At 67.4% G+C, this 22,557-nt stretch carries 24 protein-coding genes; 9 read left to right on the top strand and 15 right to left on the bottom strand.

Annotated elements, in window-relative coordinates:
* Positions 1 to 130 precede the first annotated feature (130 nt).
* On the bottom strand, positions 131 to 571 hold the full coding sequence (locus tag CEK29_RS15100) for an Rrf2 family transcriptional regulator (protein WP_094858595.1): 441 nt from the start codon (positions 569 to 571) through the stop codon (positions 131 to 133).
* 59 nt (positions 572 to 630) lie between these two features.
* Positions 631 to 1,848 (bottom strand): NO-inducible flavohemoprotein, encoded by a 1,218-nt coding sequence (gene hmpA, locus CEK29_RS15105; RefSeq protein WP_094858596.1) that lies wholly within the window; start codon positions 1,846 to 1,848, stop codon positions 631 to 633.
* 143 nt (positions 1,849 to 1,991) lie between these two features.
* Between hmpA and CEK29_RS15110 the strand changes: the two genes are divergently transcribed.
* The gene (locus CEK29_RS15110) at positions 1,992 to 2,450 is read left to right on the top strand and encodes a GatB/YqeY domain-containing protein (protein ID WP_094801723.1); all 459 of its coding nucleotides are present in this window, start codon (positions 1,992 to 1,994) and stop codon (positions 2,448 to 2,450) included.
* A gap of 55 nt (positions 2,451 to 2,505) precedes the next feature.
* On the opposite strand, the gene dinB is transcribed toward CEK29_RS15110, so the two are convergent.
* Complete coding sequence (gene dinB, locus CEK29_RS15115; protein ID WP_094801725.1) at positions 2,506 to 3,588, bottom strand: DNA polymerase IV; 1,083 nt, start codon at positions 3,586 to 3,588, stop codon at positions 2,506 to 2,508.
* A gap of 218 nt (positions 3,589 to 3,806) precedes the next feature.
* Here dinB and CEK29_RS15120 point away from each other — a divergent pair, with 218 nt between their 5' ends.
* A complete protein-coding gene (locus CEK29_RS15120) occupies positions 3,807 to 4,238 on the top strand; it encodes a PaaI family thioesterase (protein ID WP_094858597.1) in 432 nt (143 codons plus the stop codon).
* Between the two features lie 2 nt (positions 4,239 to 4,240).
* Here the strand turns inward: CEK29_RS15120 and CEK29_RS15125 are convergent, their stop codons facing one another.
* Complete coding sequence (locus CEK29_RS15125; RefSeq protein ID WP_094801729.1) at positions 4,241 to 4,693, bottom strand: BPTD_2524 family lipoprotein; 453 nt, start codon at positions 4,691 to 4,693, stop codon at positions 4,241 to 4,243.
* Between the two features lie 167 nt (positions 4,694 to 4,860).
* Between CEK29_RS15125 and CEK29_RS15130 the strand changes: the two genes are divergently transcribed.
* On the top strand, positions 4,861 to 6,774 hold the full coding sequence (locus tag CEK29_RS15130; RefSeq protein ID WP_094801731.1) for an alpha/beta hydrolase family protein: 1,914 nt from the start codon (positions 4,861 to 4,863) through the stop codon (positions 6,772 to 6,774).
* A 231-nt stretch (positions 6,775 to 7,005) separates the two neighbouring features.
* Positions 7,006 to 9,651 carry a penicillin-binding protein 1A gene (locus CEK29_RS15135; protein ID WP_094858598.1) on the top strand — a complete coding sequence of 882 codons (2,646 nt, stop codon included), beginning with the start codon at positions 7,006 to 7,008 and terminating at the stop codon, positions 9,649 to 9,651.
* 90 nt (positions 9,652 to 9,741) lie between these two features.
* On the opposite strand, the gene CEK29_RS15140 is transcribed toward CEK29_RS15135, so the two are convergent.
* Positions 9,742 to 10,506 (bottom strand): metallophosphoesterase, encoded by a 765-nt coding sequence (locus tag CEK29_RS15140; protein ID WP_094801735.1) that lies wholly within the window; start codon positions 10,504 to 10,506, stop codon positions 9,742 to 9,744.
* Between the two features lie 201 nt (positions 10,507 to 10,707).
* On the opposite strand from CEK29_RS15140, the gene CEK29_RS15145 reads away from it, so the two are divergent.
* Together CEK29_RS15145 and CEK29_RS15150 are read left to right on the top strand one after the other, a co-directional pair.
* Entirely contained in the window at positions 10,708 to 11,883 is a 1,176-nt protein-coding gene (locus CEK29_RS15145; protein WP_094858599.1) for a PepSY-associated TM helix domain-containing protein, read from the top strand.
* Positions 11,880 to 12,065, top strand: a complete 186-nt coding sequence (locus tag CEK29_RS15150) for a hypothetical protein (protein WP_094801739.1) — start codon at positions 11,880 to 11,882, stop codon at positions 12,063 to 12,065. The genes CEK29_RS15145 and CEK29_RS15150 overlap by 4 nt, the downstream gene beginning before the upstream one ends.
* Before the next feature lie 58 nt (positions 12,066 to 12,123).
* Here CEK29_RS15150 and CEK29_RS15155 read toward each other — a convergent pair whose 3' ends face one another.
* Together CEK29_RS15155 and CEK29_RS15160 are read right to left on the bottom strand one after the other, a co-directional pair.
* Positions 12,124 to 13,104, bottom strand: a complete 981-nt coding sequence (locus CEK29_RS15155; protein WP_094858600.1) for an aldo/keto reductase — start codon at positions 13,102 to 13,104, stop codon at positions 12,124 to 12,126.
* 50 nt (positions 13,105 to 13,154) lie between these two features.
* A complete protein-coding gene (locus tag CEK29_RS15160) occupies positions 13,155 to 13,982 on the bottom strand; it encodes an aldo/keto reductase (RefSeq protein ID WP_094801743.1) in 828 nt (275 codons plus the stop codon).
* A 183-nt stretch (positions 13,983 to 14,165) separates the two neighbouring features.
* Here CEK29_RS15160 and CEK29_RS15165 point away from each other — a divergent pair, with 183 nt between their 5' ends.
* Together CEK29_RS15165 and CEK29_RS15170 are read left to right on the top strand one after the other, a co-directional pair.
* Positions 14,166 to 16,112 carry an ABCB family ABC transporter ATP-binding protein/permease gene (locus tag CEK29_RS15165; protein ID WP_094858601.1) on the top strand — a complete coding sequence of 649 codons (1,947 nt, stop codon included), beginning with the start codon at positions 14,166 to 14,168 and terminating at the stop codon, positions 16,110 to 16,112.
* Between the two features lie 61 nt (positions 16,113 to 16,173).
* Complete coding sequence (locus CEK29_RS15170) at positions 16,174 to 16,548, top strand: Rieske (2Fe-2S) protein (RefSeq protein WP_094801745.1); 375 nt, start codon at positions 16,174 to 16,176, stop codon at positions 16,546 to 16,548.
* Between the two features lie 42 nt (positions 16,549 to 16,590).
* Here CEK29_RS15170 and CEK29_RS15175 read toward each other — a convergent pair whose 3' ends face one another.
* From CEK29_RS15175 to CEK29_RS15200, 6 genes are all read right to left on the bottom strand, one after another.
* Entirely contained in the window at positions 16,591 to 17,289 is a 699-nt protein-coding gene (locus CEK29_RS15175) for an alpha/beta fold hydrolase (RefSeq protein WP_255176171.1), read from the bottom strand.
* Between the two features lie 156 nt (positions 17,290 to 17,445).
* Positions 17,446 to 17,778, bottom strand: a complete 333-nt coding sequence (locus CEK29_RS15180; RefSeq protein WP_094801747.1) for a hypothetical protein — start codon at positions 17,776 to 17,778, stop codon at positions 17,446 to 17,448.
* Between the two features lie 283 nt (positions 17,779 to 18,061).
* Positions 18,062 to 18,277 carry a hypothetical protein gene (locus CEK29_RS24130; RefSeq protein ID WP_094801748.1) on the bottom strand — a complete coding sequence of 72 codons (216 nt, stop codon included), beginning with the start codon at positions 18,275 to 18,277 and terminating at the stop codon, positions 18,062 to 18,064.
* A gap of 278 nt (positions 18,278 to 18,555) precedes the next feature.
* Positions 18,556 to 19,674 carry an AGE family epimerase/isomerase gene (locus tag CEK29_RS15190; protein ID WP_094858602.1) on the bottom strand — a complete coding sequence of 373 codons (1,119 nt, stop codon included), beginning with the start codon at positions 19,672 to 19,674 and terminating at the stop codon, positions 18,556 to 18,558.
* 219 nt (positions 19,675 to 19,893) lie between these two features.
* Positions 19,894 to 20,106, bottom strand: a complete 213-nt coding sequence (locus CEK29_RS15195; RefSeq protein WP_094801752.1) for a hypothetical protein — start codon at positions 20,104 to 20,106, stop codon at positions 19,894 to 19,896.
* Between the two features lie 157 nt (positions 20,107 to 20,263).
* The gene (locus tag CEK29_RS15200) at positions 20,264 to 20,485 is read right to left on the bottom strand and encodes a hypothetical protein (RefSeq protein ID WP_094801754.1); all 222 of its coding nucleotides are present in this window, start codon (positions 20,483 to 20,485) and stop codon (positions 20,264 to 20,266) included.
* 717 nt (positions 20,486 to 21,202) lie between these two features.
* Between CEK29_RS15200 and CEK29_RS15205 the strand changes: the two genes are divergently transcribed.
* Positions 21,203 to 21,385, top strand: coding sequence for a hypothetical protein (locus tag CEK29_RS15205; protein ID WP_094801756.1), 183 nt, complete (start codon positions 21,203 to 21,205; stop codon positions 21,383 to 21,385).
* Between the two features lie 120 nt (positions 21,386 to 21,505).
* Here the strand turns inward: CEK29_RS15205 and CEK29_RS15210 are convergent, their stop codons facing one another.
* Complete coding sequence (locus CEK29_RS15210; RefSeq protein ID WP_094801758.1) at positions 21,506 to 21,787, bottom strand: CsbD family protein; 282 nt, start codon at positions 21,785 to 21,787, stop codon at positions 21,506 to 21,508.
* Between the two features lie 82 nt (positions 21,788 to 21,869).
* On the bottom strand, positions 21,870 to 22,463 hold the full coding sequence (locus tag CEK29_RS15215) for a BPSL1445 family SYLF domain-containing lipoprotein (RefSeq protein WP_094801760.1): 594 nt from the start codon (positions 22,461 to 22,463) through the stop codon (positions 21,870 to 21,872).
* Positions 22,464 to 22,557 lie beyond the last annotated feature (94 nt).

Below are 22,557 nucleotides of genomic sequence, written 5' to 3' on the forward strand. Positions count from 1 at the left end.
AGCAGCCATAACTTCGGTCTATGGGCTGGTCTCGTCCGCCGATCGCGGCGCGGGCAAGACCAGGCGACGTGGCCCGGAACCCGGCGCCCGCGCCCAGGGTCAGTGACGGCGCGGCGCCGCGCGAAAGCCCCTACGCCGCCAGCCCGTGCAGCCTGATGATGGCGGCGCCGGTGGGCTGGCGCACCAGCTCCGCCAGCGTGTAGCGGTCGAGCTCGGCGTAGAAGGTGCGCAGGGCGTCGTGCAGCACGCCCGCCAGACGGCAGGCGCCGTGCAGCGCACAGGGCGGATCGGCGCATTCGACCAGATTGCCCTGATGTTCCAGCAAGCGCACCAGCTCCCCGACCCGATAGCTATCGGCCGGGCGCGCCAGCGCCAGGCCCCCGCCCTTGCCGCGCGTGGCGGCCACCAGGCCCTGTTGCGACAGGAAATGCACCACCTTCACGAGATGGTTGCGCGAGATGCCGAAGCGTTCGGCGATCTCGGGGATCGTCACGGGCTGGGCGCGATCGCGGCATTGCGTCAGGTACATCATGACGCGCAGGCCGAAGTCGGTGAAACGGTTGAGTTGCATGGTCGGTGATCCGTGCCGGGCGGGCAGCGGCAAGCATACACCGCACCCGCCCGCGCACTTCAGAGCCCCGTGCCACCCGTGCCGAACACCTCGGCATGGATGCGCGCGGGCGGCACGCCCAGCGCCAGCAGCGAGGCGTGCTGCGCCTGCATGAAGGGCAGCGGGCCGCACAGGTAGTAGTCCGCCTCGGGCAGCACCACCTCGTCCTTCAGGGCGGCCAGGTCGATTCGGCCCTCGCGGTCGTAGTGCACGCCCTGGCGGTCGGCGGCGCCCACGGTCTCGTAATGAATCCACTTGCGCATCGTGGGGCTGCCCGCGACCAGCGCGTCGACTTCGTCGCGCATGGCGTGGCACGCGGCATCGCGACAGCCGTGCACGAAGCGCACCTCGCGGCCGGCACCGCGCGCGGCCAGCGTCTTGGCCATCGACAGCATCGGCGTGATGCCCACCCCGCCGCTGATCAGCACCACCGGCGTGTCGCGCGATTCGTCGAGCACGAAGTCTCCTTGCGGCGGCGCCAGGTCCAGCACGTCGCCCTCGTTGTAGCGCTCGTGCAGCAGCGTGGACACCATGCCGTCCGGGCTGGTGGCCACGCCACGCTCACGTTTGACCGAGATGCGCAGGCGGCCCTGGCCGGCGGCGTCCGACAGGCTGTACTGGCGCGGCTGCATCATGCCCAGCGACGGCACGAACACGCGCACCGAAATGTACTGGCCCGGCTTGAAGTCGGGCACCTCGCCGCCGTCGGCGGGCGCCAGGTGGAACGACGTGATCTCGCTGCTCTCCGGCACCTTGCCCACCACCTTGAAGCCCCGCCAGCCGCTCCAGCCGCCCGGCTGCGTGGCCGCGGCCGTGTACAGCGCGGCTTCCTGCGCGATCAGCGCGTCGGCCAGTTGCTGGTACGCGGCCGCCCAGGCGGCGATCAGCTCGTCGGTGGCGGCGTCGCCCAGCACCTCGCCGATCGAGGCCAGCAGATGCTTGCCCACGATCGCATAGTGCTCGGGCCGGATGCCCAGGCTCACGTGCTTGTGCGTGACGCGCTCGATCACCGGGCCGAGCACCGAGGGATCATCGATATGCACGGCATAGGCGGCCAGCGCGCCGGCCAGCGCCTGCTGCTGACGTCCGCCCTGCTGGTGGCCCTGGTTGAAGACCTGCAACAGCTCCGGATTGCCGCGGAACATCCGCGCATAGAAGTGGCGCGTGAGCGCCTCGCCATGGGCCTGCAGAACGGGTGCGGTCGCCTTGACCTGCGCGCGGATGGTTTCGCTCAACATGCATCGACTCCTGGCCGGGCCACACGCCCGGTGTTAAAGATGCATTTTCATCTTTTAAATCGCAGGATGCGGGCGCCGACTTGCGAGTGTGGGTATGGGCCGGTTAAAACACCGGCTCTGGTTGTCACTTATTAGGATTTGCCATGAGCACCGAATCGCTCAAGACCCGTCTGTCCAACGCCATGAAAGACGCGATGCGCGCCAAGGACAGCGCCCGGCTCGCCACCCTGCGCTTCCTGCTCGCCGCAGTAAAACAGAAAGAAGTGGATGACCGCCGTGAGCTCGACGACGCGGAAATCACCGCCATCATCGAAAAGCAGGTGAAGCAGCGCCGCGAGTCCATCGCCGCGTTCGAACAGGCCGGCCGCACCGAGACCGCCGAGCAGGAAAAGGCCGAAGTCGTGGTGCTGCAGGAATTCATGCCGCAAGCGGCGAGCGCCGAAGAAGTGGCGGCCACGATCGACGCCGCAGTGGCCGAAGTGGCCGCGCAGGGCGTGACCGGCGCCCCCGCGATGGGCAAGGTCATGGCCATCCTCAAGCAGAAGCTGGCAGGCCGCGCCGATATGTCGCAGCTGTCGGGTCAGGTGAAGTCGCGCCTCTGATCAAGGCGCACGGGGCGGCGCATCCGCGGCCGCCCCGCCGAACGTTCCTCGTTCTTCAGAACACCCCGCCAAAAAGATCCGGCTGCACCGCTGTCAGCTCCGGGTCCGCGAAGTTGCTCATCCCCACCCCCACCAGCCGGTAGCGCGTATGCGCCGGCAGCTCCACGCGCTCGCACAGATGCCGCGCCACCTGCGCAAGCTGCGCCGCGGTGGCCGGCGGCGTTGGCAGCGTCTGGCTGCGCGTGAGAATGCGAAACCGATCGGTCTTGAGCTTGAGCACCACGGTGCGGCCGATGCGCGCCTTGCGCAGCGCCTGCTCCCAGACCTTGCCCGACAGCCGCTCCAGCGCGGCGTCGAGCTCCACGATCCGCAGATCGGTGTCAAAGGTGGTCTCGGCGGACACCTGCTGCAGCGGCTGGTCGGGCTGCACCTCGCGCTCGTCGATGCCCTGCGACAACTCGTGCAGCCGCACGCCATAGCGCCCGAAGCGCTGCTCCAGCGCGGCGCGCGGATGACGGGCGAGATCGCCGACCGTCGCGATGCCAAGCTCCTCGAGCTTGCCCTGCATCACCTTGCCCACCCCGGGCACCTTGCGCACCGGCAGCTCCTGCAGAAATCCGAGCACCTGGGCCGGGCGGATCACGCACAGGCCGTCGGGCTTGTTCCAGTCGGAGGCGATCTTGGCGAGAAACTTGTTGGGCGCCACGCCGGCCGAGGCGGTCAGGCGGGTCTCGTCGCGGATCTGGCGGCGGATGATCTCGGCCACCTCGGTCGCGGACGGCAGACCGAGCTTGTTGTGCGTGACGTCGAGATAGGCCTCGTCGAGCGAGAGCGGCTCGATCAGGTCGGTATGGCGGGAAAAGATCTCGCGCACCTGCGCCGACACGGCCTTATAACGCGCGAAATCCGGCGGCACATAGACGGCCTGCGGACAGAGCCGCTGGGCCCGCGCCACCGCCATCGCCGAGTGCACCCCGAACTTGCGGGCCTCGTACGAGGCCGCGCACACCACCGAGCGATTGCCCGTCCAGGCCACGATCACGGGCTGGCCACGCAGTTCGGGCTGGTCGCGCTGCTCGACCGACGCGTAAAAGGCGTCCATGTCGATGTGCACGATCTTGCGGGTCGGGGAAGGCATGGGAAGCGGGCGGAACCGGCGCCAGGCACGCGCCAAAACTACTGGATATATATACGGTACCGCTATTATGCCGCGCCCCGCGGCTTTGCGCCCGCCGAGGACGGATCGACCGGGCGGCCGGTGACCGGACACCGGCGCTGCCACACCCGCCGATGTGCGCTACAGTCGCTGCTTTGCAGCAACCCGACCCGCGAGCGCACCCCGCGCCGCGTCTTGCGATGACCGATAACAACACCCCCGAGACTTCCCCCGCGGCCAGCTATTTCGGCCTCGAAATCCCGTTCATGAGCTTGCTGGGCCTGGTGCCAGAGCAGGCCGGCGATGGCGTGGCACGCTGCCGCCTGCCCTGGCGCGCCGACCTCACCAACAGCCGTGGCGACGTGCATGGCGGCACGCTGATGAGCGTGCTGGACTTCTGTCTGAGCGCGGCGGCCCGGGGCCACGAGACCGACGTGGGCATGGCCACCATCGACATGACCACGAGCTTTCTGTCGCCCGGCCGCACCGACCTCGTGGTCGAGGCGCGCTGCCTGCGCCGCGGCATGTCGATCGCCTTCTGCGAAGGCGAGATCCGCGACGCCTCGGGAGAACTGGTCTGCAAGGCCAGCGCCACCTTCAAGGTGGTGCGCCGCCGGCCCGGCAGCGACTGAGCTCAGCGCTGGCGCAGACGCCAGACCTCTTCGGAGGGCTGCGGATCGCCCGGCATGTAGGCCACGCACGACGGCAGGCCATACACGACCGCTTCGCGCATCGCGCGCAGAGCATCCGAATTCCAGATGCTCTTGCCCCACATCGAAATGCGCACATCCGAGCTCTTGGCGTCGGTGCCGGCGATGGTCACGCTCGCCATTTCGCTATCGCTGAACGGCGCGAGCACGCGCACGCTGGCCTTGCGCTGGCCTTCGTCGACCTCGTTCACCAGCCGGTAGCCGCCCTGACCGAGCAGGCAGCGTTCGGATTGCGCGATCGCCGCGCGATAGGCATCGAGGTAATACACATTGACCTTGTAGTCGCCGTTGACGGCACCCGCGCCGGGTGCCGTACCGACGGCGCAACCGGCCAGACCGGCGCCTAGCGTGAGCGCGGCCGCAATCGCTTTGAGCATGATTCCTCCATAGTGCTTGGGCGCGATTATCCCGCATCTTGCGCGGTTCGACACCGTCATCGGCGCTGTGGCATGATCGGTCACGCTCGGCGCACCCCTCGCGCCGGCCCCATGATGGCCCCGGCACCCGCCGCGCGCGGCCGTCATCGCATCTACCGGAGGCTCTCTTGCTGAATTTCATGAAGCGCACGTTGATCGCCGCCAGCCTGATTGGCGCGGCCGCCGGTGCGGCTGCCCAGCCGCCGCGCGCCTATCCCCTGAAAGACTTCTTCCGCAACCCCGAGCGCGGCGCGTTCCGCCTGGCCGACGACGGCCGCACGCTCGGCTTCATGCAACCGGTCAGCGTCGACGGCAGCCCGCCGCGCATGAACATCTATGTGCAACCGCTCGTCGATGGCAAGCCGCAGGGCGAGGCCCGCAAGCTCACCAGCGAAAGCGCGCGCGATATCAGCAACTACTTCTGGAAGGGCTCCGACGTCGTGCTCTACCAGAAGGACTTCGGCGGCGACGAAAACTTCCACGTCGTGGCGGTCAACACCAAGACCGGCCAGGTGACCGACCTCACCCCCTACGACGGCGTGCGCGCCGGCATCGAAGACGACCTGCCCGACGATCCCGATCATGTGCTGATCGGCCACAACCACCGCGATCCCGAAGTCTTCGACGTGTACCGCGTCAACGTGCGTACCGGTGCCGCGGTGCTGGTGGCCCAGAACCCCGGCAACATCGTCGGCTGGCAGACCGATCACGCGGGCAAGGTGCGCGCCGCCATCACCAGCGACGGCCTGAACACCACCCTGCTCTATCGCGACGACGAGGCCGCGCCGTTCCGCCCGCTCGTCACGACCGACTATCGCAGCAGCGTCAGCCCGATGTTCTTCACGTTCGACGACCGCAAGATGTATGCGCTGTCGAACCGCGGCCGCGACAAACTCGGGCTGGTCGTGCTCGACCCGGCCAAACCCGATGCCGAAGAGCTGATCTTCGTGCCCGACGAGGTCGATCTCGACGCCGCCGGCTATTCGCGCAAGCGCAAGGTGCTCACGCTCGCCGCCTACCAGACCGACAAGCCGCAGTACCGCTTCTTCGACAAGCAGACCGAGGCCCTTTACGGCAAACTGCAGGCGCACCTGGCCGGCTACGACTTCGCCCTGCAGGGCTGGAACCGCGAAGAAGACACCTTCATCGTGGCCGCCTACAACGACCGCACGCCCGGCTCGCGCTATCTGTACAGCGCCGCCACCGACACGCTCACGAAGCTGGCCGACATCAACCCGGCCATCCCCGAGGCCGACATGGCGCCGGTCAAGCCCATCAGCTACACCTCGCGCGACGGCCTCACGATCCACGGCTACCTCACCTTGCCGGTCGGACGCGATCCGCGCAACCTGCCTTGCATCGTCAATCCGCACGGCGGCCCGTGGGCCCGCGACGGCTGGGGCTACAACCCCGAGGTGCAGTTCCTGGCCAACCGCGGCTTCTGCGTGCTGCAGATGAACTTCCGCGGCTCGACCGGCTATGGCCGCAAGTTCTGGGAAGCGAGCTTCGGCCAATGGGGCCTGGCCATGCAGGACGACATCACCGATGGCGTCAAATGGCTGATCGATCAGGGCATCGCCGATCCGAAGCGCATCGGCATCTATGGCGCGAGCTACGGTGGCTATGCCACGCTGGCCGGCGTGACCTTCACGCCCGACCTCTACGCCGCCGCGGTCGACTACGTGGGCGTCTCGAACCTGTTCACGTTCATGCAGACCATCCCGCCCTACTGGAAGCCCATGCTCGAAAAGATGCAAGACATGGTGGGCGATCCCGAGCGCGACCGCGAGCGTCTGACCGCGACTTCGCCCGCGCTGCATGTCGACCGGATCACCACGCCGCTGTTCATCGCCCAGGGCGCCAAGGATCCGCGCGTCAACAAGGCCGAGAGCGATCAGGTCGTCGAAGCCCTCAAGAAGCGCGGCGTCGAGGTCGAGTACATGGTCAAGGAAAACGAAGGCCACGGCTTCCACAACGACGAGAACAAGTTCGAGTTCTACGAAGCCATGGAAAAATTCCTGACCACGCATCTCAAGCCCTGATTGCCATGGGCGTCCACGGGCCGGACACCACCGTCCGGCCCGTGATCAATTTTTGCGCAGGGCAGGCGTGACGCCGCGTTCCGACGCGCGCCTCGCCTCCCCCGGGCGCCCGGCCCCGGCCGCCTGCGCCTCGTCCCTGTATTTCTCCGCCGTCACGCCGGGCATGTTTGGTTACTGAAACCTTCAGGCCCGACCAACGGTCTATGCGGTTCTGCCCTAGAATCGGCTCCGATGAAAAACCCTGAGCATTCCCCCAACAGCGCGGGCCGCGCCTGGTCGCGCGCCCGCATCAAGCAGTGGGCCATCCGCGCCGCCGTGGCGATGGCCGGCCTCGGCCTGTGCGGCGCGATCGCGATCGGCCTGGCCCTGGCGCTGGCCTGGCCCAGCCTGCCCGAGCTGCACGCCATGACCGATTACCGGCCGCGCGTGCCGCTGCGCATCTACACGGCCGACAAGGTCTTGATCGGAGAATTCGGCGAAGAGCACCGCAACGTGCTGCGCGCCGACGAGATTCCGCAGGTCATGAAGCAGGCCGTGCTGGCCGCCGAAGACGACGGCTTCTATCACCACAATGGCGTGGACTGGGCCGGCATGACCCGCGCGGTGCTCGCCAATCTGGTGAGCATGGCCAAGGCGCAGGGCGGCAGCACCATCACCATGCAGGTCGCGCGCAACTTCTATCTCTCGTCGGAGAAGACCTATTCGCGCAAGTTCTACGAGCTGCTGCTGACCTTCAAGATCGAGTCCGAGCTCACCAAGGATCAGATCCTCGAGCTCTACATGAACCAGATTTATCTGGGTCATCGCGCGTACGGCTTCGCGGCCGCGTCGCGCACCTACTTCGGCAAGCCGCTCTCCGAGGTCACGCCCGCCGAGGCCGCCATGCTGGCCGGCATTCCGAAGGCGCCCTCGCGCTCGAACCCGATCACCAACTTCGGCCGGGCCCAGACGCGCCAGCACTACGTGATCAACCGCATGCAGACGCTCGGCTACATCACCGCCGAGCAGGCGCAGGCCGCGCGCGACGAGCAGATTTCGGTGCGCGGCTCCGAGGGTGGACCGGCGCGCGGCTTCGCGGTGCACGGCGAATACCCCGCCGAACTGGTGCGTCAGCTGATGTACGGTGTCTTCCAGGAAGAGGCCTACACCCGCGGCATCAATGTCTACACCACGATCGATTCCAAGGCCCAGCAGGACGCCTACGTCGCCGTGCGCGACAACGTGCTGGCGTACACGCGCCGCGCCGCCTATCCGGGCCCGGAAGACCAGATCGACCTGCCCGACGGGGTCGAGAACGATCCGCAGGCCTTCGACGAGATCATCGACGGCGTCCAGGACAAGGCGCCCGACAGCGGCGAGCTGTACTCGGGCGTGGTGCTGTCTGCCAGCCCCACCGAGATCAAGGTGGCGCGCAGCGCCCGCGAGATCCTCACGATCGACGACAAGAAGGCGCTGGCCGTCGTGGCGCGGGCGCTCGCGCCCAATGCCAAGGACGACCTGCGCATCCGCCGCGGCTCGGTCGTTTACGTGCACAAGACCGGCGACACCTGGGAAGTGATCAACATGCCGGCGCTGCAGGCCGCGCTGATCACGCTCGACCCGCAGGACGGCGGCATCCGCGCCATGATCGGCGGCTTCGATTTCTATCGCGGCTCGTTCAACCGGGTGACGCAGGCCTGGCGCCAGCCCGGCTCGAACATCAAGCCCTTCATTTACGCCGCGGCGCTCGAGCGCGGCCTGACCCCGGGCACGCAGATCTCCGATCAGCCTTTCATGCTGACCGCCGCCCAGACCGGGTCGCGCGACTGGACGCCCAAGAACGACGGCAATCAGTACGAGCCCATGCTCACCTTGCGCGAGGGCCTGTACCGCTCGAAAAACATGGTGTCGATCCGGATCCTGCAGGCCATCACGCCGCAGTACGGCCAGGACTACCTGACCCGCTTCGGCTTCGAAAAAGAGCGCTGGCCCGCCGTGCTGCCGATGGCGCTGGGCGCCGGCGCCGCCACGCCGCTGCAGGTGGCGAACGCCTATGGCGTGTTCGCCAACGGCGGCTTCCGCGTCACGCCCTATCTCATCAACACCGTGACCGATAGCGCGGGCAAGGTGCTGATGCAGGCCGAACCCGTGAAGGCGGGCGACGAAACCCACCGCGCGATCGATCCGCGCACGGCCTGGCTGATGAACGACATCCTGCGCGATGCCACCACCAAGGGCACCGGCGCGCGCGCCTCGCGCACGCTCAAGCGCACGGACATCGGCGGCAAGACCGGCACCACCAACGACGCCGTGGACGTGTGGTTCTCGGGCTTCAACCAGCACATGGTCACCACGGTCTGGATGGGCTTCGACCGCCCTCGCCCGCTCGGCAGCAACGAGTTCGGCAGTGGCCTGGCGCTGTCCGCCTGGCTGGACTTCGCCCAGCCCTACCTGAAAGACAAGCCGCAGACCCCGCCGCCACCCCGGCCGCAGGGCCTGATCGCCGCCAACGGCGACCTGTACTTCTCCGAGTTCCCGCCGGGACAGGCCGTCGCCGCGCTCGACCTCTCGTCGGGCGATCAGCTCACCGACTTCCTGAACAACATGCGGCCCAGCGACAACGCGCCCACGCGCGTGAATCCGCTGCCGGGGCAGCCCGCCGCGCCTTCCGGCGCCGGCCAGCCGCCGCAGCCCATGAGCGTGCCGGGCACCGGCGCGGCGCCCAACGGCGCTGGCCCGGTGAGCAGCACGCCGATGGGAGGCCAAGCGGCCGACGGCACGCCCGCCGCCTTCCCCGCGATCCCCGTGCCGCGCGCCGACGGCCCCGCGGCCCAGGCGTCGCCGGTATCGACCACGCCCGTCACGACCGGCGGCGGCCTCACCGCGCGTCCGCTCTGATCGGCCTTCGCGTCAAAAAATGCCCGCCGGGTTCGCACCCGGCGGGCATTTTTCCATTCAGCGCCCCCCTGACCGGCGCGCGTGCGCGCCTCAGCCGTGCACGACGGGCCGCGGCCAGGCCGACAGGGCCTGCAAATCCAGCAAGGTGAAGTAGCCGTGCGGCTGCCAGCCTTCGGTATCGATGTGATAGACGTTGCCCAGCGCCAGCGGCTCGGGCACGGGCGTATGCCCCGCCACCACCGCCCGTACGCCCGCCACGCCGCTGCTGTCGCGCAGGGCCAGCCGCTCGCGTGACCATTGGCAGGTGGCGCGCGTGCGGCGCCTGCGCGTCAGAAAGCGGCCCGGCAGATTGTCCCAGTGGCTGACCGGACTGTCGGCATGCAGCACCGCCACGATCCCCATCGGCGTCGGCACTTCGATCACGACGGGCAGACGCGCGTAACGCGCGGCGAGTTCGCGCTGCCGGGCGGGCGGCAGATCGATGAACCAGCCGCCGCCATACCGGCGCCAGCTCTCCAGTTCCACCCGCCCGGTGCGCACGTGGCGGATCGCGTAATCCTCGTGATTGCCCTGCACCGCATGGAACCAGGGCTCGTCCAGCCAGTCGAGCGAGGCTTCGTTCTCGGGGCCGCGATCGACCAGATCGCCGACCGAAAACAGCCGGTCGCGCGCGGGATCGAATCCCATGCGATCGAGCGCCGTGCGCAGCCGCGAGAAATGGCCATGGATATCGCCCACGGCGAAATCCCGCCCTTCGGTATTGGGCGGCACGCGCTGCACCACGGGGCAGGCGGCGTCGGCGGAAAGAGGGTCGGAAGGGGCCGGGATGGCCGGGGTCTGCAGGGCGTCGGTCATGACGGATGAGGCCGGCACGCGGCCGGAACAGCGGTGAGTTTGCGGCATGCGCGCCACAAAAAGACCGGGGCGCGCCAGCGTTCCATGGTAACGCCGCTCGCGGCGCGAGGCGAATCGCCGATCGCTCGCCGCGATGCACTAGAATTCTGAGAATAACTATTATTCCCGGTCGAAACACGTCCCCCGGTCCGCTCGCATCCCATGACAAACGCCGCCCGCATCAAAACCTGGTACCTGGTCCACAAATGGACCAGCCTCGTCTGTACCGTCTTTCTCCTCATCATCTGCCTCACCGGGCTGCCGCTGATCTTTCACCACGAGATCGAACACTGGCTCGACGAAGGCAAGCCGATCGTCGAGATGCCGGCCGACACGCCGCTCGCCAGCCTCGACAAGGTCGAGGCCACGGCCCGGGCGCTGTATCCCAACGAAGTCGTCGACTACCTGTTTCTCGACGCCGAGGAGCCGCAGGCCTACGTCGGCATGGCGCCCACGCCGGGCGAAGGCATCGCCAAGGGGCACGCCGTGCGCGTCGACACGCGGACGGCAGGGGTCCTGCACGACGGGCCGCTATATTCGGAAGACAAGTTCTCGTTCATGGGGATCATGCTCGCGCTGCACGTGGACCTGTTCGCCGGTCTGCCGGGCGAGCTGTTCCTCGGTTTCATGGGCCTGCTGTTCTGCATCGCCATCGTCTCCGGCGTGGTGCTCTACGGCCCGTTCATGAAGAAGCTGGAGTTCGGCACGGTGCGCGCGTCGCGCTCCACGCGCCTTAAATGGCTCGACCTGCACAACATGCTGGGTATCGTGACGCTGGTGTGGGCCTTCGTGGTCGGGGTCACCGGCGTCATCAACGAGCTGTCCACGCCGCTGTTCCGCATGTGGCAGGCCAACGAACTCACCGCGCTGGTCGCGCCGTTCCAGGGCAAGCCGGTGCCGACCCAGGTCGCCGCGCCGCAGCGCGTCGCCGAAACCGCGCTTGCCGCGGTGCCAGGCAGCAAGCTCACCACGATCGCCTATCCCGGCAACGCCTTCGGCAGTCCGCATCACTTCATCGTCTGGCTGCGCGGCGACACGCCGCTCACCTCGAAGATGAACACCCCTGTCCTGGTCGATGCCGTCAGCGGCGATCTGGTCAAGGTGGCGCACATGCCCTGGTACCTCACCGCGCTCGAGCTTTCGCGTCCGCTGCACTTCGGTGACTACGCGGGCCTTCCGCTCAAGATCATCTGGGCGCTGCTGGATCTGATCACGATCGTCGTGCTGGTCAGCGGCCTCTATCTCTGGCTCGCCCGCCGCAAAGCCACCGAGGCGCGCGTGGCCGAGTTGATCCGCAAGCATCAACAGGCGGCCGAGCCGCAAAGGACGCCCGCATGACCCCGCGCCAACGCTTTCTGTTCGTCTGGGGCATGCCCATCCTGCTCGGCATCCTGAGCACCTTCGGCCTGCTGGCCGCCCTGCTCGGCACCGGCGTGTGGCATTGGGCCTCGTGGGCCTCGCTCACGTGGCTGCTGGTGGTGATGGCACGCTTCTGGATCATTCCGCGCCAGCCGCGCTGAGCGGCACCGCTGCACAAAAAACGGCCCCTCGGGGCCGTTTTGCATGAGTGCTGCCGGCTCAACTGAAGCCAGCCACCGCGTGCGGCACGTAGTCGCGCTCGAGCCGCGCGATCTCGTCGTCGCTCAGCTTGAGCGACAGCGAGGCCACCGCGTCTTCGATGTGCCCCGGCCGGCTGGCGCCGATGATGGGCGCGGTGATGGTGGGCTGGGCCAGCAGCCACGCCATCGCCACCTGCGCGCGCGGCACGCCGCGCTCGCTCGCCACTTCGCCGACCGCATCGATCACGCGGGCATCCGCGGCTTCGGTGGCGCTGTAGAGACGCTTGAACACCTCGTCGCTGCGCGCACGGTCGCTGGACTGCGTCGCATCACGCGTGAGGCGGCCGCGGGCCAGCGGGCTCCAGGGCAGCACGCCGATGCCTTCGGCGGCGCACAGCTTGAGCATCTCGCGCTCTTCTTCGCGATACAGCAGGTTGTAGTGCGGCTGCATGGTCACGAAGCGGGTCCAGCCGTGGCGATCGGCTAGATACAGCGCGCGGGCGAACTGCCACGCATACATCGACGAGGCGCCGATGTAGCGCGCCTTGCCCGCGCGGACCACGTCGTGCAGCGCCTCGAGCGTTTCTTCGATCGGGGTGTCGTAGTCCCAGCGATGGATCTGATAGAGATCGATGTAATCGGTGCCGAGCCGGCGCAGACTGGCGTCGACCTCGCGCATGATGGCCTTGCGCGACAGGCCGCCGCCGTTGGGGCCCTCGTGCATCGGAAAGTACACCTTGGTGGCGATGACCACGTCGTCGCGCTTCACGTATTCATTGAGCGCACGGCCGACGAACTCTTCGCTGGTGCCGTCGGAATAGCTGTTGGCGGTATCGAAGAAGTTGATGCCGGCGTCCAGCGCCTGCTTCAGGAAAGGCCGGCTGGCCGCCTCGCCGATCGTCCAGGGATGTTTGCCCCGCAACGGCTCGCCGTAGGTCATGCAGCCCAGGCACAGGCGCGACACCTTCAGACCGGTACTGCCCAGATTCACATATTGCATGGTGGCTCTCGAAAGCGCCGCGCCGGCGGGCGCGGCCGGTTGGAATGGAATCAGCCCTTGAACCGCGCGGGATCCGGACCGAGCCGGCCGCCTTCCGGGATGGCGTCGATCGCGGCCATGTCGTCGGCAGTGAGCTCGAAGCCGAACACATCGATGTTGGCGGCGATGCGCGCCGGCGTGACGGACTTGGGGATCACGATGAAGCCGCTCTGCAGATGCCAGCGCAGGATGACCTGAGCGGGCGTCTTGCCCAGGCGCTGCGCGATGCCGGCGATCACCTTGTCGTGCAGGGCCTCGCCCTGCCCCAGCGGGCTCCACGATTCGGTCGCGATGCCCTGCTCCGCATGGTAGGCACGCAGCTCGCGCTGCGCGAACCCCGGGTGCAGCTCGATCTGATTCACCGCCGGCACGACGCCGGTCTGGTCGATCAGCAGTTCGAGGTTTTCGCGGGTGAAGTTGGACACGCCGATCGAACGGGCGCGGCCGTCCTCTTTCATCTCGACCATGGCGCGCCAGGCGTCGAGAAATTTGTCGCTGCCCGCGACCGGCCAGTGGATCAGATAGAGATCGACATAGGCCAGGCCGAGCTTCTGCAGGCTCTCGTCCATGGCGCGCTGCGCCGCGTCGTAGTCGTGCTTGTCGTTCCACAGCTTGGTGGTGACGAAGAGTTCGCGCCGGCCCAGGCCAGCCGCGCGCAGGCCTTCACCCACGCCCGCCTCGTTGCCGTAGATCGCGGCGGTGTCCACCGAACGGTAGCCGGCATCGAGCGCGGTCTTGACGGCCGCCGATGCCTGCTCGTTGGGCACCTGCCATACGCCCAGACCCAGCTGCGGCATCTTGTTGCCGTCGTTCAACGTGATTGCGGGGACCTTCGTCATACCACCTCCCGATTCAGATAGACGCAATGCCGGCCCGGCCAGGACGGACCCGGAACCGCCCCCCGCGATGCGCCCTGCGCGGCCTGGGGGTATTGCCCTCGATGATAGCGCCGTGCGGGATAATGGCCAGAAATCCCCTACTTTGCCCACCGGGCGCGCACGGCGCCCCTTTCGCGCGCCTCCATGTCGTCCTCCGAAACACCCCCGCCACGCAGCAATCTCGCCACCTTCCGCACGCTGATGCCGTATCTGTGGCCCAAGGGCGAGACCGGCCTCAAGCTGCGCGTGGTGCTGGCCGTGCTGAGCCTGCTGATCGCCAAGGCGGCGCTGGTCTACACGCCGATCCTGTACAAGTCGGCCATCGATGCGCTGAGCGCGGGTGCCCCGGGCGCGGTCACGGTGCCGCTGGGCCTGATCCTCGCCTATGGCGCCGCGCGGGTGCTGTCGCTGTTGTTTTCCGAGCTGCGCGATGCGGTCTTCGCGCGGGTGGCGCAGCATGCCATCCGCGCGGTGGGCCTGCAGATCTTTCGTCATCTGCACGCCCTCGCGCTGCGCTTTCATCTGGCGCGGCAGACCGGCGGCCTGACGCGGGCGATCGAACGCGGCACGAAGGGCATCCAGACCCTGCTCACGTTCCTGCTGTTCAACGTGCTGCCCACGTTCTTCGAGATCGGCCTGGTCTGCATCATCCTCTGGAAGCTCTTCGATGGCTGGCTGGCCCTGGCCACCGGCTCGACCGTCACGCTGTACCTCGCCTATACGCTGGTGGTCACCGAGTGGCGCGCGAAGTTCCGCCGCGCGATGAACGAGACCGACGCGCAGGCCAACACCAAGGCCATCGAAAGCCTGCTCAACTACGAGACGGTGAAATACTTCGGCAACGAAGAACACGAGGCGCGCCGCTACGACGCCTCGTTGCGCGACTATGAGCGCGCGGCCGTGCGCAGCCAGGTGAGCCTGTCGATTCTCAATATCGGCCAGGCCGTCATCATCGCCGTCGGTCTCACGCTGGTGATGTGGATGGCGGCGCAAGGCATCGCCGACGGCCGCTATACGCTGGGCGATTTCGTGCTGGTCAACACCTACCTGCTGCAGCTCTACGACCCGCTGTCGTTCTTCGGCTTCATCTATCGCGAGATCAAGCAGGCGCTCATCGATATGGAGCGCATGTTCGAGCTGCTGGGCCAGGACCGCGAGGTGGCCGATGCCGCCGGCGCGGCGGCGCTCGTCACGCGCGGTGGCCGCATCGAGTTCCGCGATGTCTCGTTCGGCTACGACGCGCGCCGACCCATTCTGCAAGGCGTGAGCTTCACCATCGAGGCGGGCAAGACGGCCGCGGTGGTCGGCACCTCGGGCGCGGGCAAGTCCACGCTGGCGCGTCTGATGTTCCGCTTCTACGACCCGGACGGCGGCGCCATCCTCGTCGACGGGCAGGACATACGCCAAGTCACGCAATCCAGCCTGCGCGCCGCCATCGGCGTGGTGCCCCAGGACACGGTGCTGTTCAACGACACCATCCGCTACAACATCGCCTACGGCCGGCCCGGCGCCAGCCAGGCCGAGGTCGAGCATGCGGCGCGCCTCGCTCACATCCATGATCACATCATGGGCATGCCCGAGGGCTACGACACCGTCGTCGGCGAGCGCGGCCTCAAACTATCCGGCGGCGAGAAGCAGCGCGTGGCGATCGCGCGCACCATGCTGAAGAACCCCTGCATCTTCCTCTTTGACGAAGCCACGAGCGCGCTCGACACCCATACCGAGCGCGAGATCCAGGCCAATCTGCGCGAAGTGAGCACGGGCCGCAGCACGCTGATCATCGCGCACCGGCTGTCCACCATCGCCTACGCCGACGAAATCCTGGTGCTGGGCGGCGGCAAGATCCTCGAGCGCGGCCGTCACCACGAGCTGCTGGCAGCCGGCGGCGTGTACGCCGGCATGTGGTCGCGCCAGCAAGAGAGCGCGCGTCAGGCCGAAGCAGGCGGGGCCGGCACGGCATCCGCTGCGGACGCCGACGCACAAGATGGCGCCGACACATCGGATGGCACCGTCGCACCGGATGGCGCCGTTGCGGCACGACCGGGCGAAGCCCCCGGCGAGGTGCCGCCCACCGACGTCACCCCGCGCTGACGCGGGCAGGCATTACACTGCCCGCTGTTGCGCCTCAGCCTAGACTTATTCCCTGCCCGCCATGTCCGATTCTCCCGCAGTCCGCGTCTGTGCCGCCTCCGATCTCGTCAATGGCGGCCTGGGCGTCAAAGTCCCCGTCACCGACGGCACGCACGAAACCACGGTCTTCTTCGTGCGCTATCAGGACCGTGCCTACGGCTACCTCAACCGCTGCACCCATGTGGGCGTCGAGATGGATTGGGAAAACAGCTTCTTCACGCGTGCGGGCGATCTGATCATGTGCGCGCGCCATGGCGCCACCTACCACCCGGACACGGGTCTGTGCGCCGGCGGCGCCTGCCGCGGCAGCCGCCTCACGCCGCTGCAGGTCGAAGAGCGCGAAGACGCCGTCTACTGGCTGCCCGCGGGCAAGATCCAGCCCCTGCCGTCCGCCTGAGCATCCGGCTTCGAGGCGCCGCACCTGCCCACCCGGGCGCGCTCAGCTTCGATCCGGCAGGCCGCGGCTGAACGCGATGAGCGCGTGGGCGGTCGTTTCCGGCGACGCCTGCAACAGGCAATGCGGCCCGCGCACCGCCTCGATGCGGGTCGCGGGATAAGCCGCCTGGATGCGCGCCGCCGCCGCTGGCGGCACCACCCTGTCCTGCAGGGCCTGCAGATACAGCAACGGCACCGACAGGCCCCGCAGCGCCGCGGTCATATCGACGCGCGCCACTTCGCGCAGGCGCCGCGCAAGCACCGCGGCGGGCACCTCCGCCAAGGCCTCGGCCAACGCCAGCCGCAAGGCCGGCGTCTCGAACGGGCCCAACAGCGCCCGGGACGCGAGGAGCCGGGGCGGCGAAGGCAGCGGGAGGCGCCCGGCCAGCGCCATCAATGCGCCCGCGCCGGGACGGGGATTCGACACAAAGCTGCAGCACAGCGCGAGCGCGGCCACGCGCTCGGGCAATCGGGCCGCCAGCGATACCGCGATCGGGCCGGAGAACGACTCGCCCAGCAGCAGCAGCGGTCCGTCCGGCGGCAGGGCCTGTGCGGCATGCTCGGTCAGCCTGGCGTAGCTTTGCTCGCCGGTCACCGGATAGCGCACGATCACCGTGGGAAGCGCATCGCCGAGCGCGTCGACAAAAGGCGCGAACAGCCGTCCCGTGCCGTCCATGCCGGGCAGCAACACCAGGGTCACCATCGATAGAGATCCATGCAGCGCTCCAGGGGCCCGCTGCGAGCCCGAAACTGCGCGCCGGGGCGCGTCCGTGCGGACGCGGCACCGGCCGCCACGCGCGTCATCCTACGCGAAGGCCGGGCGGCGCGGCGCAGCGATGGCGCCCGCGCGGGCCTTGCCTCATTCCGGCAGCGGGTCGGGCACACCGTCCTCGTCGACGGTGCGCACGCGGTCCAGCGCATTGCGCGCGGCGGACATGGCTTCCACGGTGCTGCGAAAGCGCCGCGAAATGAAGATTTCGAACGCCTGGGGCGCCTCGGGCTCCGGCGCGACATCCTCTTCCACCGGATCGGCGTCGCCCGCCTCTGCCTGCGCCTTGTCGGCCTGCGCGGCCTTGGGATCGACCTTGGGCGGCAGGCGACGGCTTTCGATGAAGGCGCGCGGCGGTATCCCATGCTCGGGTTGGGTCGCATATGCAACCAGCGCAAACCCATTGATCAGTTTTTCCGCCATCACGCCTCTCCGTCAACCCATTGCCCGGCCATGCCGTAATTCAGGGTTAACGGCCGCAAAAAACGGAAACTTAAGGGTCGCCGGGCCGGCACCACCGCCGACGGTGTCGGCCCGGCGAGCGATGCGTGTCGAAGGAAGGCGGCCCGGCGAGCGCGCAGCAAAAACCGCGTGGGGTTCATGTCGTCGACATGCCCATCACGCGGTCGAAATGGCCGGCACGGCTACCAGGGCAAGCCGGATGCGACGGAGGCCAAGCACGCAAGCCGCCTTCGCATCAGGCTTGTCAGGGTGCCAGTCGGAATCCGAGGTCCACGCCCCACTTGTCGGTCTCGCGCAGCCACTTGGCGCCGCACTCGATGCAGCGGAAGTGATCTTCCCGATTCTCTTCTCGACCTTTCTGGGTGGGACTCGTGAATCCCTGGTGCCCCATCCGGTGATGCGGTTGCACCCCCGACTGTCCAGGGTAAATCGCCTGGCACGCAGGACACATCACGCTCATGGCTTACTCCCTTCACAATAACTCGCAAATTGTAAGGGATTCGGTCCGATCCGCGTGTTGCGGTAACGTTTTACGACTATGAAAGTAACTTCATACGTCAATTTAGCCACAATCCGATATCTGCGGAAGCAGAGCGCAGCAGTGCGGACGTGGGGTCGGTCAGCGAGGCGAGTGGGCGCACGCAAGCGCGTGCACCCGGCCGGACGCCCGGCAGCCAGAAGCGCCGCCTCCGTTCACATCGAGTGACGTTTCAAAGTTGCACCCGCCGCCCGCCGGCGCTAGGCCGAAGGCAGCGCCGCATAGCCGGTGGCGAGATGGTAGGGCGTGGTGGCGGGCATGTCGGCGCGCACCACGGTGCCGTCGGGGCTCAGGCATTCGTGCCAGCCGCGCTCGTGCAGGAAGCGGCGGCGCAGCGCGTCGAGCTGCCGCGCCAGCGCATCGTGCTCCCCCAGCAGCGCGAGGTAGCGCGTGTACTCCGTCTGCGCCCAGATACGCTCCACGGGGTCGGCGATGGCGCCGCTCAGATCCAGCGCCGCCACGACCGCGGAGGTATCGGCGCGCACGCCGTGCACGCGCGCCCAGGCCGCGCCTCGCACCGTGGCGGTCTCGAGCTCGAGGCCCTCGAACACCTCCGGCGAGCGGGTGACGAGCGCGTGCCATTCGAACTGATGCCCGGGCTCGATGCGATTGTCCGGGGTGCCGATCGGCGCCTCGGCAATGCACAGCGTGGGACCGTGCAGATAGAGGTCGGCGACATCCTGCGCGATGTGGCGCAACAGCTGGGCGAAGCGCGCGGGTTCCGCCACGGCGGCGGCGGCCAGATAGGCCTCGGTGAGATGCATCACGGGATTCTGGGCCGGGCCGCGCAGGACCGCGTCCCAATCGCTGGCCAGCGCCGCTACATAGTGCCCATCGGCGCGCCGGAACTGCGACTCGACGCGTTCCGCTGTCGCCAGCATCAGCTTGCGCGCCGTCGCGCTCTGGCTGCGCGCCGCCCAGGCGGCGCAGGCGAACACGACGAACGCATGGGTGTAGAGATCCTGCGTGGTGTCCAGCGGCGCGCCGGCCGCGTCCACGCTGTAATACCAGCCGCCGTGCTCACGGTTGATGAAGTGCTTCTGCAACGACGCGAACAGCTCACCGGCATGCCGGCCGGCGTCCGGGTCGGGATCGATCGCGTGCACATAAAGCTGCCGCGCACACGCCATCGCGCGGTAGCGGGTATCGGGCAAGGGCTGGGCGCTCGCGCCATCCAGCGATTCATGCGCCAGACCCAGCGCCGCGTTCCATCCCTGCACCCGCCACGGCGGCAATACAACGACGGCGTAGTGCTGTCGCAGCGCGGCGGACAGCGCGAGAGGAGTGCTCGAGGACGACGGAGACGGGGCGGAAGGCATAGGGGCAATGACACCAGAACCGGGATCGTGGCGCAGGACGACCGCCTGGCTGCACGCACCCGGGACAATACCGCAGTTCGGTCGCGCCTCGCGCGTGTCTAGATCAAACGCAGGCCAAATGGCGAATCAGGGGGGATAAAGCGAGGAAGGAAATGCGGGTAGGCCGTGGGGCCGGACGGGATGCCGCGCCAGGCGCGGCATCCACGGAGAGGCTGAAGATCAGCGATAGATGTTTTCGCGCAACCAATCTTGCGCGAAAGCCTCGGCGCGATTGCGTGCCTCGTCGAGCGAATCGCAGGCGCCCAGATAAGAAAAGGCCGCGTCGACTTCAGTACCGCCTTCGGCGGTCACGGTAAGCAAGACCCCGTATCCGCCGGTATCCATGGCTGCCGTGGATACGTCGATCAGTACTTCCTGGTCACGATGCTGCATGGCGTCCTCCCAGTCGATTTACTGCAGCACACAGATCGGATGATCTGCATGTCGGCGGCCGGCTTGCACCGCCATTTACTACTTGGACTGTCCCAATGCCTGCAAGTTCAACCGTTATTGATGCGACTACCGCAACAGTGTGTTCGATGTTGCAAGGTCAACGGTGTATCGCACCCGGTCCTTCCATATGCAATGCCAGCTTGCCTTTCTCCGTCAACACCAGCCGGCCATCTTCGGACTGCGTAACGCATCGCAGCGTCGTCAACGCTGCAACGAACTGCTCGGGCACGGTGGCTTCCAGGCCCTTCCCCTGCTCTTGCTCGGCCACGACCTGAAGCCAGTAGGCCAATTCTCCTTGCTGCATGCGGGGGCTTGCCATGAACGCTCGTACCTATGAATGAAAGCGTAGACCATACCACGCGACCCATCAGCGACCCGTGATCGGCTGAAACAATTTTGTGCTTGCAGCCCGAGGCTCACAGCAATAAATTGGACTTGCCGGGCCCACTGACACCCAATGCGTGCGTAGGCCGGCAAGAGCGCCCCAGACTCATCCACGAGCTGGGGCGCTCTTCATTGTGCGCCCCACGCATGATGGCCCTGCTGCCTCCCGCGCCTGCCTTCATGACTGTTCTACGGCAGCTTTCGCCGCCTTCTTAATCGCGCGTTACATCGTCGCCCCACTTTGGCACGAACGCCGCGCGCGGCGCAATCCATCGGATGCGCGAGGGGGTAAGCACTGCTGTTGCCCGCTCCCCACACGCGGGATCTCATCCAAACTGTGACAAGGCATTGCGCCGCTCGCGCTGACGCGATGCACAAGCCTTGGCCGACAGATCCCCCGCAACTCCAGTGCCTGCGGCACGCGGCGGGCTTGCTGCACGGCAGCGCGCGACCGCCCTCCTCTGTGATGCCCCCGCACGCGCCATGCCGGGCCCCAGGAAAACCCCCACAGCAATTCGCCAAAAGCGGCGTAGATTGATCTCGACAGCAGCACGAGCATCAGGCATCGATTCCGCAATGGAAACAAGACCAAGCCCCGGCGCATCGCGTACGCGGCACTGACTTTCCCCTGGTGGGTAAGGACGGAGGCAACATGACCTATGTAGCAGTCTGTTCGTTGTTGGTGATCCTGGCCATTCTGGCCCTGTTGGTGGCAACCATCCGATTCGCGGGTGCCGAGCGATCGGCACGCGTTTCGGCGGCGCTGGGCGGATCCACATTCGCCTTCCTGCTGATCCTTCCCGTGAGCCTCGTGCTCGTACAAAGCTTCGAATGAATACCGGAGTCCGGCCGCGCTGCGGCCGGACTCCGTTTCGTTCGGCGCAGCATGCATGAAAAAACCCGCCACAAGGACGGGTTCTTCTGCCTGCGCATCCCTTGCGGGACGACGTGGCTTTTAGTCGCGGCTGAAACCGCTGCGCACGCGGCCGATCAGATAGGCGAGAACGCCCACCGCGACCACGGCGCCGACCGGGTGACGGCGCACCAGCGTGCTCACGCTGTCGGCGAAGGTGTCCAGGCCTTCGGCGGCGTGGCCGACGGCGTATTGCACCTTGCCTTCGACCTGGCGCGCGACACCGCGCAGGCGGGCTTCGGGATCGGAGAACGCATCACCGAGCGCCTCTTCGCCACGTCCGACCAGGTCCTTCACTTTTCCTGCTGCACGATCCATCGACATATTGGGACTCCTTGAGGCCTCCTGAGAGGAAGCATTGCGCGGGGCGCGCGGGCGCCCCGCTGGTTGCTGCGATCAGGGCGGATCAGAGATCCAGCTTGTTGATCTTCGCGCCTTCGAGCGACACACCCGCCATCAGGCCGGTGTTGTTCATCACGAAGCCGACGATGGGCTGCTGCGCGGTGTTCGTATCGATGCGGCCGTTGGCGCCGATGTTGGCCACGGCGACCGACGCGTCAGCACCGGCGGTCCAGCCATTGCTGTTGCGGAACTTGTCCAGCGACTCTTGCGTCATGAAGAGCAGCACGACGGCCTTCGACTGCGCGCCGGCCTGGAAGCCCACCGAACCGGCGGTGGTGCTGTAGTACCCGGCGTTGGCGCCGTTCACGCGCAGCACACCCTTGCCGTGCTGGGCGCCGACCACGAAGCTCGCGCTGAGCACCGACGGGAAGACCAGCACGCCCTTGGCCTTCTGCACGAGATCCTTCGCCTGCGGCGAAGTCTGATACAGCTTGCTCAGCGTGGCATCGGCGCCGGAGTTGATCTCCTGGCGTTGGCTGGTCGACGAAGCGGTGCTCTGCGGAGAGGTGGTCGTGCAACCCGTGAACACCAGCCCTGCGAGGGCCACCGTTGCCGCAGCAAGACCACCACGGCGCAAACCGGGAAATTGATCCAACATGGAACTCTCCTTGATTGTTGTATACACAACCACCCTGGCAAGGTGCTTGTATCGGACCACGACAGCGACGCGACACGCGTCCCGTCATGATTGG

It is taken from the genome of Bordetella genomosp. 5, assembly GCF_002261475.1.
Classification (GTDB): Bacteria; Pseudomonadota; Gammaproteobacteria; order Burkholderiales; family Burkholderiaceae_B; genus Bordetella.

Coding starts and splice junctions, on each gene's coding strand:
- CEK29_RS15100 (WP_094858595.1), bottom strand. CDS start 571: ATGCAACTCAACCGTTTCACCGACTTCGGCCTGCGCGTCATGATGTAC.
- hmpA (WP_094858596.1), bottom strand. CDS start 1,848: ATGTTGAGCGAAACCATCCGCGCGCAGGTCAAGGCGACCGCACCCGTT.
- CEK29_RS15110 (WP_094801723.1), top strand. CDS start 1,992: ATGAGCACCGAATCGCTCAAGACCCGTCTGTCCAACGCCATGAAAGAC.
- dinB (WP_094801725.1), bottom strand. CDS start 3,588: ATGCCTTCCCCGACCCGCAAGATCGTGCACATCGACATGGACGCCTTT.
- CEK29_RS15120 (WP_094858597.1), top strand. CDS start 3,807: ATGACCGATAACAACACCCCCGAGACTTCCCCCGCGGCCAGCTATTTC.
- CEK29_RS15125 (WP_094801729.1), bottom strand. CDS start 4,693: ATGCTCAAAGCGATTGCGGCCGCGCTCACGCTAGGCGCCGGTCTGGCC.
- CEK29_RS15135 (WP_094858598.1), top strand. CDS start 7,006: ATGAAAAACCCTGAGCATTCCCCCAACAGCGCGGGCCGCGCCTGGTCG.
- CEK29_RS15140 (WP_094801735.1), bottom strand. CDS start 10,506: ATGACCGACGCCCTGCAGACCCCGGCCATCCCGGCCCCTTCCGACCCT.
- CEK29_RS15145 (WP_094858599.1), top strand. CDS start 10,708: ATGACAAACGCCGCCCGCATCAAAACCTGGTACCTGGTCCACAAATGG.
- CEK29_RS15150 (WP_094801739.1), top strand. CDS start 11,880: ATGACCCCGCGCCAACGCTTTCTGTTCGTCTGGGGCATGCCCATCCTG.
- CEK29_RS15155 (WP_094858600.1), bottom strand. CDS start 13,104: ATGCAATATGTGAATCTGGGCAGTACCGGTCTGAAGGTGTCGCGCCTG.
- CEK29_RS15160 (WP_094801743.1), bottom strand. CDS start 13,982: ATGACGAAGGTCCCCGCAATCACGTTGAACGACGGCAACAAGATGCCG.
- CEK29_RS15165 (WP_094858601.1), top strand. CDS start 14,166: ATGTCGTCCTCCGAAACACCCCCGCCACGCAGCAATCTCGCCACCTTC.
- CEK29_RS15170 (WP_094801745.1), top strand. CDS start 16,174: ATGTCCGATTCTCCCGCAGTCCGCGTCTGTGCCGCCTCCGATCTCGTC.
- CEK29_RS15175 (WP_255176171.1), bottom strand. CDS start 17,289: ATGGTGACCCTGGTGTTGCTGCCCGGCATGGACGGCACGGGACGGCTG.
- CEK29_RS15180 (WP_094801747.1), bottom strand. CDS start 17,778: ATGGCGGAAAAACTGATCAATGGGTTTGCGCTGGTTGCATATGCGACC.
- CEK29_RS24130 (WP_094801748.1), bottom strand. CDS start 18,277: ATGAGCGTGATGTGTCCTGCGTGCCAGGCGATTTACCCTGGACAGTCG.
- CEK29_RS15190 (WP_094858602.1), bottom strand. CDS start 19,674: ATGCCTTCCGCCCCGTCTCCGTCGTCCTCGAGCACTCCTCTCGCGCTG.
- CEK29_RS15195 (WP_094801752.1), bottom strand. CDS start 20,106: ATGCAGCATCGTGACCAGGAAGTACTGATCGACGTATCCACGGCAGCC.
- CEK29_RS15200 (WP_094801754.1), bottom strand. CDS start 20,485: ATGGCAAGCCCCCGCATGCAGCAAGGAGAATTGGCCTACTGGCTTCAG.
- CEK29_RS15205 (WP_094801756.1), top strand. CDS start 21,203: ATGACCTATGTAGCAGTCTGTTCGTTGTTGGTGATCCTGGCCATTCTG.
- CEK29_RS15210 (WP_094801758.1), bottom strand. CDS start 21,787: ATGTCGATGGATCGTGCAGCAGGAAAAGTGAAGGACCTGGTCGGACGT.
- CEK29_RS15215 (WP_094801760.1), bottom strand. CDS start 22,463: ATGTTGGATCAATTTCCCGGTTTGCGCCGTGGTGGTCTTGCTGCGGCA.